Source organism: Cupriavidus sp. OV096 (assembly GCF_900115455.1).
In the GTDB taxonomy this organism is placed as follows: domain Bacteria; phylum Pseudomonadota; class Gammaproteobacteria; order Burkholderiales; family Burkholderiaceae; genus Cupriavidus.
This window is the reverse complement of record NZ_FOWM01000010.1, coordinates 149629-162618: the sequence shown is the minus strand read 5'-3', so window position 1 is coordinate 162618 and position 12990 is coordinate 149629. Positions and strand designations below refer to the sequence as shown.

12 protein-coding genes are annotated in these 12990 nt (G+C 66.4%); 7 read left to right on the top strand and 5 right to left on the bottom strand.

Annotation, left to right across the window (positions count from 1 at the left end; translation table 11 throughout):
- Positions 1–3: 3 nt before the first annotated feature.
- Together lolA and BM115_RS20485 are read right to left on the bottom strand one after the other, a co-directional pair.
- Positions 4–642 (bottom strand): outer membrane lipoprotein chaperone LolA, encoded by a 639-nt coding sequence (gene lolA, locus BM115_RS20490; protein WP_092298337.1) that lies wholly within the window; start codon positions 640–642, stop codon positions 4–6.
- Between the two features lie 141 nt (positions 643–783).
- A complete protein-coding gene (locus BM115_RS20485; RefSeq protein WP_092298468.1) occupies positions 784–3120 on the bottom strand; it encodes a DNA translocase FtsK in 2337 nt (778 codons plus the stop codon).
- 187 nt (positions 3121–3307) lie between these two features.
- Between BM115_RS20485 and trxB the strand changes: the two genes are divergently transcribed.
- The 3 genes from trxB to BM115_RS20470 all read left to right on the top strand — a co-directional run bounded on the left by trxB (position 3308) and on the right by BM115_RS20470 (position 5672).
- Complete coding sequence (gene trxB / locus BM115_RS20480) at positions 3308–4261, top strand: thioredoxin-disulfide reductase (protein WP_092298334.1); 954 nt, start codon at positions 3308–3310, stop codon at positions 4259–4261.
- Between the two features lie 98 nt (positions 4262–4359).
- Positions 4360–5025, top strand: a complete 666-nt coding sequence (locus BM115_RS20475) for a Smr/MutS family protein (protein ID WP_092298331.1) — start codon at positions 4360–4362, stop codon at positions 5023–5025.
- A gap of 5 nt (positions 5026–5030) precedes the next feature.
- On the top strand, positions 5031–5672 hold the full coding sequence (locus tag BM115_RS20470) for a trimeric intracellular cation channel family protein (RefSeq protein ID WP_177219978.1): 642 nt from the start codon (positions 5031–5033) through the stop codon (positions 5670–5672).
- A gap of 69 nt (positions 5673–5741) precedes the next feature.
- Here the strand turns inward: BM115_RS20470 and glnK are convergent, their stop codons facing one another.
- Positions 5742–6080 carry a P-II family nitrogen regulator gene (glnK, locus tag BM115_RS20465; protein ID WP_061957551.1) on the bottom strand — a complete coding sequence of 113 codons (339 nt, stop codon included), beginning with the start codon at positions 6078–6080 and terminating at the stop codon, positions 5742–5744.
- 103 nt (positions 6081–6183) lie between these two features.
- The gene (locus BM115_RS20460) at positions 6184–8250 is read right to left on the bottom strand and encodes an NAD(+) synthase (protein ID WP_092298324.1); all 2067 of its coding nucleotides are present in this window, start codon (positions 8248–8250) and stop codon (positions 6184–6186) included.
- Positions 8251–8457: 207 nt separating this feature from the next.
- On the opposite strand from BM115_RS20460, the gene BM115_RS20455 reads away from it, so the two are divergent.
- Positions 8458–9693, top strand: a complete 1236-nt coding sequence (locus BM115_RS20455; RefSeq protein ID WP_092298321.1) for a GNAT family N-acetyltransferase — start codon at positions 8458–8460, stop codon at positions 9691–9693.
- Between the two features lie 54 nt (positions 9694–9747).
- Here the strand turns inward: BM115_RS20455 and ppa are convergent, their stop codons facing one another.
- Complete coding sequence (gene ppa, locus BM115_RS20450) at positions 9748–10275, bottom strand: inorganic diphosphatase (protein WP_092298318.1); 528 nt, start codon at positions 10273–10275, stop codon at positions 9748–9750.
- 188 nt (positions 10276–10463) lie between these two features.
- On the opposite strand from ppa, the gene BM115_RS20445 reads away from it, so the two are divergent.
- The 3 genes from BM115_RS20445 (at position 10464) to BM115_RS20435 (ending at position 12977) form a co-directional block, all read left to right on the top strand.
- Entirely contained in the window at positions 10464–11900 is a 1437-nt protein-coding gene (locus BM115_RS20445) for an aldehyde dehydrogenase family protein (protein ID WP_092298315.1), read from the top strand.
- Entirely contained in the window at positions 11893–12135 is a 243-nt protein-coding gene (locus BM115_RS20440) for a hypothetical protein (protein WP_092298312.1), read from the top strand. Before BM115_RS20445 ends, BM115_RS20440 begins: the two co-directional genes overlap by 8 nt.
- Positions 12136–12203: 68 nt before the next feature.
- Complete coding sequence (locus tag BM115_RS20435) at positions 12204–12977, top strand: SDR family oxidoreductase (protein ID WP_092298309.1); 774 nt, start codon at positions 12204–12206, stop codon at positions 12975–12977.
- Positions 12978–12990: the final 13 nt, after the last annotated feature.

Here is a 12990-nt window from a genome sequence, read left to right as displayed (position 1 = left end):
GCCTCATTGCTTCATCACGTCGGCGCCCTTCGGCACCGTGAAGCGGAACGTGTCCGCCGGCAGCGACGGATTCTTCTGCATCGCCGAGAAGGTCAGCAGCGTGGTATTGCCGAAGGCATCGCGCAACTCCATCGCCTCCAGGTTGCCGGCCTTGAAGCCGATCTGGATCTTCTCGAACTGGGTGTCTTTCGACTTTGGCGTCAGCTCCAGCCATTCCACGCCGTCGCGCGTGGCGCCGTTCTTCACATCGAAATTCTTGCTCAGGTCGTTGCTCCCGAACAGGATGGCGGCCGGGCTCGAGCCCAGCGCGTTGTCCAGCTTGCGCTCGGTCACCTGGTTCAGGTCTTTATCGTAGATGAACAGCGTCTGGCCATCGGCCTGGAGCAGTTGCTCGTAGGGCTTGGTGTAGCGCCACGTGAACTTGCCGGGGCGCGAGAACGCGAAGGTGCCGCTGGACGTGCCGCCGGCCTTGCCTTCGCCGCCCTGCCCCTTGAGCTGTTTCTGGGTGAATTCGCCACGCGCGGTCTTCACGCTGGTCACAAAACTCTGCAGCTGGTCTGTCGCGGCGGCCTGGGCGGCCGATGCGGCAGCCGTCAGCAGCACAAGCGCGGCGCAGGTGGACGCAAGAATGCGATGTCGCATGGAGTCAGCCTTTCCTGAGTAGTGGATGCCCGGTTAGAGCCGGGCGCGGGGCGCCGGATTCCTGTGACCGGGGTAACGGTATGTTACGCGTCACATTTGACGCCGGCCACCCCTCGCCGCCCTTTGCCGCCCCGGACGCGTTCAGTCGTCGTCGCGCGCACCGGCCCCGGCGCCGGCCGGCACCAGGATGTCGCGGTTGCCGTTGCCCGACATGGCCGAGACCAGTCCGGCCTTCTCCATATCCTCGAGCAGCCGCGCGGCGCGGTTGTAGCCGATGCGCAAGTGGCGCTGCACCAGCGAGATCGACGCCCGGCGATTCTTGACCACCACCTCGACGGCCTGATCGTACAGCGGATCGGCCTCGCCGCCCCCGCCGCCAATGCCAGCGCCGCCGCCCAGGCTGTCGCCCGCGCCGTCGCCATCGACCAGCCCGCCTTCGAGAATGCCCTCGATATAGTTGGCCTCGCCGGACGCCTTGAGCTGCTCCACCACGCGGTGCACTTCCTCATCGGAGACGAAGGCGCCGTGCACGCGCACCGGAAACCCGGTGCCCGGCGCGAGGTAGAGCATGTCGCCCATGCCCAGCAGCGCCTCGGCGCCCTGCTGGTCGAGGATGGTGCGCGAGTCGATCTTGCTGCTGACCTGGAACGCGATCCGCGTCGGCACATTGGCCTTGATCAGGCCGGTAATCACATCCACGGACGGCCGCTGGGTGGCCAGCACCAAATGCAGGCCGGCCGCGCGGGCCTTCTGGGCGATACGGGCGATCAGTTCCTCGACCTTCTTGCCCACCACCATCATCAGGTCGGCCAGTTCGTCGATGACGATGACGATGGTCGGCAGCTTCTCGAGCGGCTCGGGGGCGTCCGGCGTCAGGCTGAACGGATTCGGCACCTTTTCCTCGCGCGCCGCCGCCTCATCGATCTTCTTGTTGTAGCCGGCCAGGTTGCGCACGCCCAGCTTGCTCATGAGCTTGTAGCGCCGCTCCATCTCGCCCACGGCCCAGTTCAGCGCGTTGCCGGCCTGGCGCATGTCCGTGACCACCGGGCAGAGCAGGTGCGGAATGCCCTCGTAGACGCTCATTTCCAGCATCTTCGGGTCGATCAGGATCAGGCGCACGGCCTCGGGCTTGGCCTTGTAGAGCAGCGACAGGATCATCGCGTTGATGCCCACCGACTTGCCCGAGCCAGTCGTGCCGGCCACCATGCAGTGCGGCATCTTGGCGAGGTCGGCCACCATCGGCTTGCCGGCGATGTCCTTGCCCAGCGCCATGGTCAGGCTGGACGCGCTTTCGTTGTAGACGTGGGAACCGAGAATTTCAGTCAGGCGAACGGTCTGGCGCTTGGGGTTCGGCAGCTCCAGCCCCATGTAGTTCTTGCCCGGGATGGTTTCCACCACGCGGATCGACACCAGCGACAGCGAACGCGCCAGGTCGCGCGCCAGATTGACGATCTGACTGCCCTTGACGCCGGTAGCCGGCTCGATCTCATAGCGGGTGATGACCGGCCCCGGGTAGGCGGCCACGACCTTGACTTCGACGCCGAAGTCCTTGAGCTTCTTCTCGATCAGCCGCGACGTGAATTCGAGCGTTTCGGCGCTCACCGTCTCCTGATGGGCCGGCACGGCGTCGAGCAGCGACAGCGGCGGCAGGTCGGAGTCCTGGATATCGGCGAACAGCGGCTGCTGCTTCTCGCGCTCCACCCGTTCGTGCTTGGGCACGGCCTGCGGGCGCACGATCTGCACCGGGGTGGCTTCCTCCTGGCGCACGCGCTGCACTTCCACGGTCTCGGTCCGTTCCACCTTGGCCGCGGCACCGATGATGCGGTCCTGCTTCTTCTCGCGGCGGGCCTTGAAGCCGAGGAACAGCGTTTCGACGAAGCCGCCGACGTGTTCGGCCACGGAGAGCCAGGAGAAATGGAAGAACAGCGACAGCCCGATGGCGAACATCAGCAGCAACAGCAGCGTGGCGCCGGAAAAGCCCAGCGCCAGTTGCAGCCAGCCGCCGAGCAGGTCGCCCAGCACGCCACCCGGGGCGCGCGGCAGCGCGGCGCGCAGCGGGTACATGCGGATGGCCTCGAGGCCCATGCTCGATACCAGCGTCAGGCCAAAGCCGATCCAGCTGATCGCCACGCTGTGCTGCGGATCCGGCACGCGCTCGGGGAGTTCGGCGGTCAGGGTGCGCCAGCCGCGCCAGCAGCGGCGCATCAGCAGCACGCTCCACCAGTAGGCGGAGAAGCCGAAGATGAAGAACAGCACGTCCGCCACCCAGGCGCCCACGCGGCCGCCCAGATTGTGGATATCGGCCACCTGGCTGGCGTGAGACCAGCCGGGGTCCGCCTTGCTGTAGCTGGCCAGCACGCACACGAAGCCGAGCGTAACGGCCAGCAGCAGGAACCAGCGCACCTCGCCCAGCAGCTTGGCGATTCGCGAGGGGAGTGCCGACGGGTCGGTCCGGGTAGTGGTGGTAGCGCGGGCCATGCCTTGGGTTCGGATGATCGCTTCAGATCGCTCGGGGTGGACGATGGCGGCCATTTTAACCTTGCGCGCGCTATCGGCCCCATTGGAATTTGCAACAGTCGGCAAACGCCAGCCCACTTATAATGGCGGTTTCGAGTTACACCGGCGCGAACGCAACACGCGCGTACGCCGGCCACAGGAACGCAACATGTCCGCAAAACACGCAAAAGTGCTGATTCTCGGGTCGGGTCCGGCCGGCTACACCGCCGCCGTCTACGCCGCCCGCGCCAACCTCCAGCCCGTGCTGATTACCGGCCTGGCCCAGGGCGGCCAGCTGATGACCACCACCGACGTGGAAAACTGGCCCGCCGACGCCAATGGCGTGCAGGGCCCGGACCTGATGCAGCGTTTCCTGGCCCATGCCGAGCGCTTCAACACCGAAATCATCTTCGATCACATCCACACGGCCAAGCTGACCGAGAAGCCGATCCGCCTGATCGGGGACTCGGGCGAGTACACCTGCGACGCGCTGATCATCGCCACGGGCGCCTCGGCGCAGTACCTGGGCCTGCCGTCGGAAGAGTCGTTCATGGGCCGCGGCGTGTCCGCCTGCGCCACCTGCGACGGTTTCTTCTATAAGAACCAGGAAGTCGCCGTGGTCGGCGGCGGCAACACGGCCGTGGAAGAGGCGCTGTACCTGTCGCATATCGCCAGCAAGGTCACCCTGATCCACCGCCGCGACAAGTTCAAGGCCGAACCGATCCTGGTGGACCGCCTGCTCCAGCGCGTCAAGGAAGGCCGCGTGGAACTGCGCTACGACCATACGCTCGATGAAGTGCTGGGCGATGAGTCGGGCGTGACCGGCCTGCGCATCCGCAGCACCAAGGACACCGCCAAGACCGAGGACCTGAAGCTGGCCGGCGTGTTCGTGGCGATTGGCCACAAGCCGAACACCGACCTCTTCGTGGGCCAGCTGGACATGAAGAACGGCTACATCGTGACCAAGAGCGGCCTGTCCGGCGATGCCACGGCCACCAACATCCCGGGCGTGTTCGCCGCCGGCGACGTGCAGGACCACATCTACCGCCAGGCCATCACCAGCGCCGGCACGGGCTGCATGGCCGCGCTGGACGCCCAGCGCTTCGTAGAGGCACTGCAGTAAGCGCCACGGCCTCCACCCCCTCCGCCATGGACGGCGCGGAGGCCGCTCCCCCTCGCAATCCCCTTATAATCGACGCCGAGCCCCCGGAGAATCTTTCCATGTCGCACGGCGCAAAATCCCCTTCCAAGCGCTTCGGCCTGCACGATCTGGCCGCGGTGCGTGACAATCTCAAGGCTGACGCCGAACGCCGCGAGGCCGAGCGCGTGGCCGCCGAAGCCGCCGCCCGCCGCGCCGACGAGGAAGCCAACGTCTTCCGCAGCAATGTCGGCCAGGTCAGCGCCCTGCGTGACCGTAACCACGTGGCGCATCCGCCCAAGCGTCCCCCGCCCGTCGCCATCCAGACCCAGCTTAACGACAAAGCCGTGCTGGAAGCCTCGTTGTCCGACGAATTCGATGTCGAGAATCTGCTCGATATCGACGAAACCATGTCGTTCCGGCGCCCCGGTATCGGCATCGACGTGGTCCGCAAGCTCCGCCGTGGCGAGTGGGTACCGCAAGACAAAGTGGACCTGCACGGCCTGCGCAGCGACGAGGCGCGCGAGGCACTGGCCGAATTCCTGCGCCGCTCGGTGCGCAACGGCGTGCGTTGCGTGCGCGTGATCCACGGCAAGGGCATCGGCTCGCCGGACAAGCTGCCCGTCCTCAAGGGCAAGGTGCGCAGCTGGCTGGTGCAGAAGGAGGAAGTCATCGCCTTCGTCCAGGCCCGCGAGTCGCTGGGCGGGGCCGGCGCCCTAATGGTCTTGCTGCGTCAGCCCCGCGCCTGATGTCGATGCACCTGCCGTTCGATCTGTTGATGGGGCGGCTGCCGCTGATCCTCCATGCGATGGAGGTGGTCGGCGTGCTCGCGTTTGCGATTTCGGGCGTGGTGGATGCGCGCAAGCAGCGGCTCGATGCCGTCGGCACGTTCATCGTCGCGTTCGCCACCGCGTTCGGCGGCGGCACCGTGCGCGACGTCCTGCTGGACCGGCGCCCGTTCTACTGGGTCGAGCACGAGTACTACGTGCTACTGATCTTCGCGATGTCGATCGGCGCGGCGATCGTATTTCGCGTGGTGAGCACGGTGGCCTCGAACCGGGCGATGCTGGTCGCCGATGCCATCGGCCTGGGGCTGTTCTCCGTCACGGGCACCTCGCTGGCGCTGGTGGCGCAGATGACGCCGACCGTGGCGGTGATGATGGGCATCATCTCGGCAGTGTTCGGCGGCGTGGTCCGCGACGTGCTCTGCAATGAAGTGCCGATGATCCTGCGCGACCGCTCGCCCTACGCCACCTGCTCGTTTGTGGGCTGCTGGGTCTATGTCGGCCTGACTTGGCTACGCGCCGACCAGGAGGCGGCGCTGCTGACCGGGGCGCTTGTCACGATCGCCATGCGCCTGCTGTCCGTACAGCTTGGCTGGAAACTGCCAAGCTAGCAGAACCCTCAGAAACGAAAAAAAGCCGGCGCTGGGCCGGCTTTTTTGCGTCTGGACGATGAGTCCCAATCAGACTGCGGCTTCGTCCTGCTCACCGGTGCGGATACGGATCACGCGCTCGATCTCGGTCACAAAGATCTTGCCGTCACCGATCTTGCCCGTGTGGGCAGCCTTCACGATCGAATCGAGCACGGTGTCGAGCTGGTTCTCGGCCACGACCACTTCGATCTTGATCTTCGGCAGGAAATCGACCACGTACTCGGCGCCACGATACAGCTCGGTGTGGCCCTTCTGGCGGCCGAAGCCCTTTACCTCAGTCACGGTGAGGCCGGTCACGCCCACATCCGCCAGCGCCTCGCGCACTTCGTCGAGCTTGAACGGTTTGATGATGGCGGTAATCTGCTTCATGGCTGGCCTCTATTTGTGTTTGTCGGAAGATGACAGATTCTAGCCCGAAACCCGCCTCGGGATTGCGGGTATGGGCACACTTGGCCCCTTCGCCCCGGTTCGATCAGTCCGGAATCCGGGCCAGATCACGCACCCAGACCGCCGACTCCCCGTCGCTCGGGGCGCGCCAGTCGCCACGCGGCGAAAGCGACCCGCCCGAGCCCACTTTCGGGGCATTCGGCACGCAGGACCGCTTGAACTGGCTGGTGCGGAAGAATCGGTCGACGAAAATCCCCAGAACGCGCTTGATCTCGGCAAGTTCGTAGGCGTTACGCGCAACATGCGGCCCGTTCGGCCATTCGCCGCGCGCCACGTCGCCCCAGGCGCTGAGCGCCAGGAAGGCCACCTTGCTGGGCGAAAACCCGAAGCGCAGCGTGTAGTAGAGGTTGAAATCCTGCAATTCATACGGCCCGATGACCTGCTCGGTCTTCTGGCCCGGCGCCTTGTCCTGGCCGTCCGCAGCTGTGCCGCCGGGCACCAGTTCGGGGCTGATATCGGTGTCGAGCACGGCCGTCAGCACCGCTTCCCCGCCCTCCGCCACCTGGCCCGTTTCGGCCACCCAGCGCACCAGATGGCTGATCAGCGTCTTCGGCACGCTGGCGTTGACGTTGTAGTGGGACATATGGTCACCCACCCCATAGGTACACCAGCCGAGCGCCAGCTCGCTGAGGTCGCCGGTGCCAATCACGATGGCGTGATTGTGGTTGGCCAGCCGGAACAGGTGGTTGGTGCGCTCGCCGGCCTGCACGTTCTCGAAGGTCACGTCGTAGACCGGCTCGCCTTTCGCGTAGGGATGGTCGAGATCTTTCAGCATCGCCATGCAACTGGGACGAATATCGATCTCGCGCGCCGTGCAGCCAATCCAGGCCATCAGTTGCCGCGCCTGATCGAGCGTGCGGTCGCTGGTGGCGAAGCCCGGCATGGTGTAGCCGAGGATATTGGCGCGCGGCAGGCCCAGGCGGTCCATCGCGGCGGCGCAGACCAGCAGGGCATGGGTGGAATCCAGCCCACCCGAGACGCCGATAACCACCTTCGAAATCTTGCTCGACGACAGCCGCTGCACCAGCGCCTGCACCTGGATGTTGTAGACCTCCATGCAGCGCTCGTCGCGGCGGCGCGGATCGGCCGGCACATAGGGGAAGCGCTCTACCTTGCGCGCGAGCGGCAGGTTCTGCGTCGTGGGCACGTCCACGCGGAAGGAGACGATCTCGAATTTCTCGACTTCCTCGCGATGACGGCGCACCGAATGGCCGAAGGTGGTCTGGTGCATGCGCTCGCGCGAGAGCCGCTCCAGGTCCACATCGGCCGTCAACAGGTGGGAACGGTCCGAAAACCGCTCCGATTCGCCCAGAAGTTCCCCGTTCTCGTAGATCAGCGCCTGGCCGTCCCAGGCCAGGTCGGTGGAGGACTCCCCCTTGCCCGCCGAGGTGTACAGGTAGGCCGCCAGGCAGCGTGCCGACTGCTGCGACACCAGCTGGTGCCGGTAGCCGGACTTGCCGATGACGATATTCGACGCCGACAGGTTCACCAGCACGGTGGCCCCGGCCAGCGCGGCGAACGACGACGGCGGCACCGGCACCCAGACGTCCTCGCAGATTTCCACATGGAAACGGAAGAACGGGATGTTCTCGATCTCGAACAGCAGCCCCGCGCCGAATGGCACCGTGGCACCGAGCAGCGAGATACGGCCCTCGGTGGGGGCGCAGTCCGCCGCGCTGAACTGGCGCGCCTCGTAGAATTCCCAATAGTTCGGCAGGTAACTCTTTGGCACCACGCCCTGGATGGCGCCGTTGGCCACCACCACGGCGCAGTTGAATAGCTGATGTTCCACCACCAGCGGCATCCCGACCACCAGCGCGGCCGGCAGCGACACCGAGGCTTCCACGATGCGCTGGAGCGCCAGTTCGCACTCGCGCAGCAGCGCGCGCTGATGGAACAGGTCGTCGCAGGTGTAGGCCGACAGGCCCAGTTCCGGGAACGCGACCAGCGCCGCGCCGCCTTGCACGGCCTGGCGGGCCAGCTCCAGGGTCTGGTCGGCGTTATAGGCCGGATCCGCCACGCGGCACTCGGGCACGCCCACGGCCACGCGCGCAAAGCCGTGGGAATACAGGTTGAAGAACGGATGAGTCATGTCTGGCCTTCGGATTCGGGACGCCCGCATGCCGGCGCGGCAATCGGCGTGATGCCTGTCATTCTACGATGCGCACCGCGCAACCGTCGTGCACGCCACCTGCGGCCCATGGCTGCGCCGCCGCACGTCTTCCGGTAGACTCGTCCGGCACCTGACGGACGTCAGACGGATCAAATAATCTTCAATTCTTGAGTGGGATCGGGCGGAATGCAGTCGGAATCGTGTCAGCCGGTGAGTGCACAGCCGGACACCCCGGTGGCCAACTACCGGACGGAGATCGTCCTGGACCTGGCCGAGGTGCCAGCCGCCGACTGGGACGCCCTCGTGGCCGCCCAGCCCGACGCCACGCCCTTCCTGCGCCACGCCTTCCTGCACGCGATGCACACCAGCGGCAGCGCCACCGACGACACCGGCTGGTCGCCGCGCTTCCTGACGCTCTGGGTACAAGACGGGGTGCAAGCCGGCCACGGCACGGGCCGCGACCGGCTGGCCGCTGCGATGCCGCTCTACGCGAAATCGCATTCCTACGGCGAGTATGTGTTCGACTGGGCCTGGGCCGACGCCTATCGCCAGCACGACGTGCCCTACTACCCCAAGTGGCTGTCCGCCATTCCGTTCACGCCGGTGCGCGGCGCCCGGCTGCTGGCCGAGGACGACATCGCCCGCCGCCTGCTGCTGCGCTTTGCGCTGGCGTTGGCCGAGGAATCGGGCATGTCCTCGCTGCACGTGCTGTTTCCGTCCGACCATGAGGCCGATTTGATGGACGAAGCCGGCATGATGATGCGGCATGGCGTGCAGTTCCACTGGACCAACCCCGGCTACGCCGACTTTGGCGCCTTTTTGGCCACGCTTTCGCAGAAGAAGCGCAAGAATATCCGCGCGGAGCGCCGGCGCGTGGCGGAGGCAGGCATCACCTTCCGGCAGCTGCGCGGGGCGGAGATCGACGATGAGGCGTGGAAGTTCTTCAACCGCTGCTATCGCCAGACCTACCGCGAGCACCATTCGTCGCCCTACCTGAATCTGGACTTTTTCCGGCGCATCGGCGAGACCATGCCCGAGAACCTGCTGCTGGTGGTAGCCACCCGTGACGGCCGCGACATCGCCAGTTCGCTGGTCGTGTTCGATACCGATCCACGCGTCAGCACGCTCTATGGCCGCTACTGGGGCGCGCTGGAGCACCACCCGTGCCTCCACTTCGAGACTGCGTACTACCAGCCGCTCGAATTCTGCATCGCCGAGGGCCTGCGCACCTTCGAAGGCGGCGCGCAGGGCGAGCACAAGATGGCGCGCGGCTTCCTGCCGGTGGCCACGCGGTCCGCGCACTGGCTGGCGCACCCGTCCTTCGCCGATGCAGTGGAGCGCTTCCTGGCCCGCGAGCGCCAGGGCATCGACGCCTATCTCGACGAGTTGAACGATCACAGCCCCTTTGCCCGGGGCGAATAAAAAACCCGCCAACTGGCGGGTTTTTTATCGATCATCGATCTGGTGCGAACCAGCTTACTTCTTGAAGTTCGCCACGCCGTCGGTGATTTCCTTGTGGGCTTCTTCGATGCCGGCCCAGCCGTCCACCTTGACCCACTTGCCGGCCTCAAGTGCCTTGTAGTGCTCAAAGAAGTGCTTGATCTGGTCGAGCGTGTTTTGCGGCACGTCGGACAGGCCCTTCATGAAGGCGGTAGCCGGGCTCAGCTTGTCCACGGGCACGGCCACCAGCTTGGCGTCCACGCCGGACTCGTCGGTCATCTTCAGCATGCCGAGCGCACGGCAGCGCACCACCGCGCCGGCCAGGATCGGGAACGGCGTCAGCACCAGCACGTCCACCGGGTCGCCGTCACCGGACAGCGTTTTCGGAATGAAGCCGTAGTTGGCCGGGTAGCGCATGCCCGTGCCGATGAAACGGTCGACGAACAGCAGGCCGGTTTCCTTGTCGGCCTCGTACTTCACCGGATCGCTCTGAGCCGAAATCTCGATGATGACGTTGAAATCGTTGGGAAGGTCCTTGCCCGGGGAGACGAGGTTGAAGCTCATGCGAGTTCTCCGAATGCCAGTGTTGTGGGATGGCGGGCATTATAGCGGTTCGCTCCTGACCCCACGCTGACAAGCACTGCAGCCGTGCCGCGCCCGAAGTACCAAGTGCCTTGCGCGGCGCGCACGGTGCGCGATAATGCGGCATTCCCGATTCAGCAGTCGCTCCATACCCGAGCACGGAGATAAGCATGCACGCCCAGCACTTCGTCGCCAACCGCCTGATCGCCCCCGATTCCGGCCTGCGCATCAAGGTTTTCGATCCCTCCAACGGCGAGCCGTTCGCCGAGATTGCCCGTGGCAACAGCACGGACATCAGCGTGGCCGTGCTGGCCGCCCGCCAGGCCGCCGAGGGCGCCTGGGGTGCCATGGCACCTGCAGAGCGTGTCCGCCTGTTGAACCGCGTGGCCGTCAAGCTGATGGACCACGAGGACGAACTGGCCGCGCTGGAGGCCCGCGACACCGGCAAGCCGCTGCGCCAGGCCCGCGCGGACGCCCGCGCCGTGGCCCGCTATTTCGAGTTCTACGCCGGCGCGGCGGACAAGCTGCACGGCCAGACCATCCCCTACCAGCCCGGCTACACGGTGCTGACCGTGCGCGAGCCGCACGGCGTGACGGGCCACATCATCCCCTGGAACTACCCGCTCCAGATCTTCGGCCGCAGCGTCGGCGCGGCCCTGGCCACCGGCAACGCCTGCGTGGTCAAGCCTGCGGAGGATGCCTGCCTGTCCCTGCTGCGCGTGGCCGAACTGGCTGCCGAGGCCGGCCTGCCGGAAGGCGCGCTCAATATCGTCACTGGCTATGGCCACGAGGCCGGCGCCGCGCTGGCCCGCCATCCGGGCATCAACCATATCTCCTTCACGGGCTCGCCCGAGACCGGCAAGATCGTCGCCCAGCTGGCGGCCGAAAACCATGTGCCGGTGACGCTGGAACTGGGCGGCAAGTCCCCGCAGATCGTGTTTGCCGATGCCGACCTGGACGTGCTACTGCCCGTCATCGTCAACGGCATCGTCCAGAACGCCGGCCAGACCTGCTCGGCCGGCAGCCGGCTGCTGGTGGAGCGCTCTGTCTACGAGACCCTGCTGGACCGGCTCTCGGGCGTGTTCGAGTCGCTGCGCGTGGGGCCGTCCCAACTCGACCTCGAATGCGGCCCGCTGATCAGCCGCAAGCAGCAGCAACGCGTCTGGGACTTCGTTTCCGATGCCCAGCACGCCGGTATTGCGGTGATGGCGCAGGGCCAGATCGTCGGCGAGGCCCCGGAGTCTGGCTACTACCAGGTGCCGATGCTGTTCCGCGACGTGCCGCCCACGCACCGGCTGGCCCAGGAGGAAGTCTTCGGCCCGCTGCTGGCGGCGATGCCCTTCGATAGCGAGGAAGAAGCGCTGCGCCTCGCCAACGGCACCGCCTACGGGCTGGTGGCCGGCCTGTGGACGCGCGACGGCGCCCGCCAGCTGCGGCTGGCCCGCAAGCTGCGCGCCGGCCAGGTCTTCATCAACAACTACGGCGCCGGCGGCGGCGTGGAGCTGCCGTTCGGCGGCACCGGCCAGTCGGGCTACGGCCGCGAGAAGGGCTTCGAGGCCCTGTACGGATTCACCACTCTGAAAACCATCGCCATTCAACATGGGTAACATCAATTTTCTGTCGATCGCGTTCGCCATCTTCTTTTTCTGGATGGCCTGGCATGTCCGGAACAAGCGTGCCACCAACCCGTCCGGCATGCCCCGCCTGCAGGTGTTCAAGCGCAAATGGGGCGACACCGTGGGCGACCGCGTCCACTGGTGCCTCTACGTGGCCCTGCCCTTCCTGCTGGCCGTGATGATGGTGGCCAACGCCCTGCGCGGACGGGGGCCGTTCTCGCACTAGTTAACTAGCAGCATGCCCGCCAGCGGCGCCAAGACCGCGACGGGCCTATCGATATAGGAGACAGCAACATGGCAAGACTGGCTGGCAAGGTGGCCGTGGTCACGGGCGGTGGCTCGGGCTTCGGCGAAGGCATCGCCCATACGTTCGCGCGCGAAGGCGCCGCCGTGATGGTGGCCGACCTGAACCTGGAGGCGGCCGAGCGCGTCGCCGCCGCGATCCGCGAACAATATGGCGAGACCGGTGGCAACGCCCGCGCCGTCCGCGCCGACGTGGCCCAGGGCGACGACGTGGCCGCCATGCGCGACGCCACGCTGGCCGCCTTCGGCGACGTGAACATCGTGGTCAACAACGCCGGCACCACCCATCGCAACAAGCCGATCCTGGAGATCACCGAGGACGAGTTCGACCGCGTCTACGCGGTCAACGTCAAGAGCATCTACTGGTCGGCCCGGCACTTCATCCCCCACTTCCGCCAGCGCGGCGGCGGCAACTTCGTCAACGTGGCTTCCACCGCCGGCATCCGGCCCCGCCCAGGGCTGGTCTGGTACAACGGCAGCAAGGGCGCCGTCATCACGGCCAGCAAGGCCATGGCGGCCGAACTCGGCCCGGACAACATCCGCGTGAACTGCGTCAACCCGGTGATCGGAGCCACCGGCCTGCTCGAACAGTTCATGGGCCTGCCGGACACCCCCGAGAACCGCGCCAAATTCCTCGCCACGATCCCCATGGGGCGCATGTCCACCCCGCAGGACGTGGCCAATGCCTGCCTCTACCTCGCCTCGGACGAGGCGGCGTTCATCACCGGCACCTGTATCGAAGTGGACGGCGGGCGCTGCGTGTAGCGCCCGCCCCCTT

Excerpts from the sequence above, each read along its gene's own strand:
- BM115_RS20460 (WP_092298324.1), bottom strand. The coding sequence starts at position 8,250 with ATGACTCATCCGTTCTTCAACCTGTATTCCCACGGCTTTGCGCGCGTG.
- BM115_RS20485 (WP_092298468.1), bottom strand. The coding sequence starts at position 3,120 with ATGGCCCGCGCTACCACCACTACCCGGACCGACCCGTCGGCACTCCCC.
- ppa (WP_092298318.1), bottom strand. The coding sequence starts at position 10,275 with ATGAGCTTCAACCTCGTCTCCCCGGGCAAGGACCTTCCCAACGATTTC.
- BM115_RS20435 (WP_092298309.1), top strand. The coding sequence starts at position 12,204 with ATGGCAAGACTGGCTGGCAAGGTGGCCGTGGTCACGGGCGGTGGCTCG.
- glnK (WP_061957551.1), bottom strand. The coding sequence starts at position 6,080 with ATGAAGCAGATTACCGCCATCATCAAACCGTTCAAGCTCGACGAAGTG.
- BM115_RS20470 (WP_177219978.1), top strand. The coding sequence starts at position 5,031 with ATGCACCTGCCGTTCGATCTGTTGATGGGGCGGCTGCCGCTGATCCTC.
- BM115_RS20475 (WP_092298331.1), top strand. The coding sequence starts at position 4,360 with ATGTCGCACGGCGCAAAATCCCCTTCCAAGCGCTTCGGCCTGCACGAT.
- BM115_RS20440 (WP_092298312.1), top strand. The coding sequence starts at position 11,893 with ATGGGTAACATCAATTTTCTGTCGATCGCGTTCGCCATCTTCTTTTTC.
- BM115_RS20445 (WP_092298315.1), top strand. The coding sequence starts at position 10,464 with ATGCACGCCCAGCACTTCGTCGCCAACCGCCTGATCGCCCCCGATTCC.
- trxB (WP_092298334.1), top strand. The coding sequence starts at position 3,308 with ATGTCCGCAAAACACGCAAAAGTGCTGATTCTCGGGTCGGGTCCGGCC.
- lolA (WP_092298337.1), bottom strand. The coding sequence starts at position 642 with ATGCGACATCGCATTCTTGCGTCCACCTGCGCCGCGCTTGTGCTGCTG.
- BM115_RS20455 (WP_092298321.1), top strand. The coding sequence starts at position 8,458 with ATGCAGTCGGAATCGTGTCAGCCGGTGAGTGCACAGCCGGACACCCCG.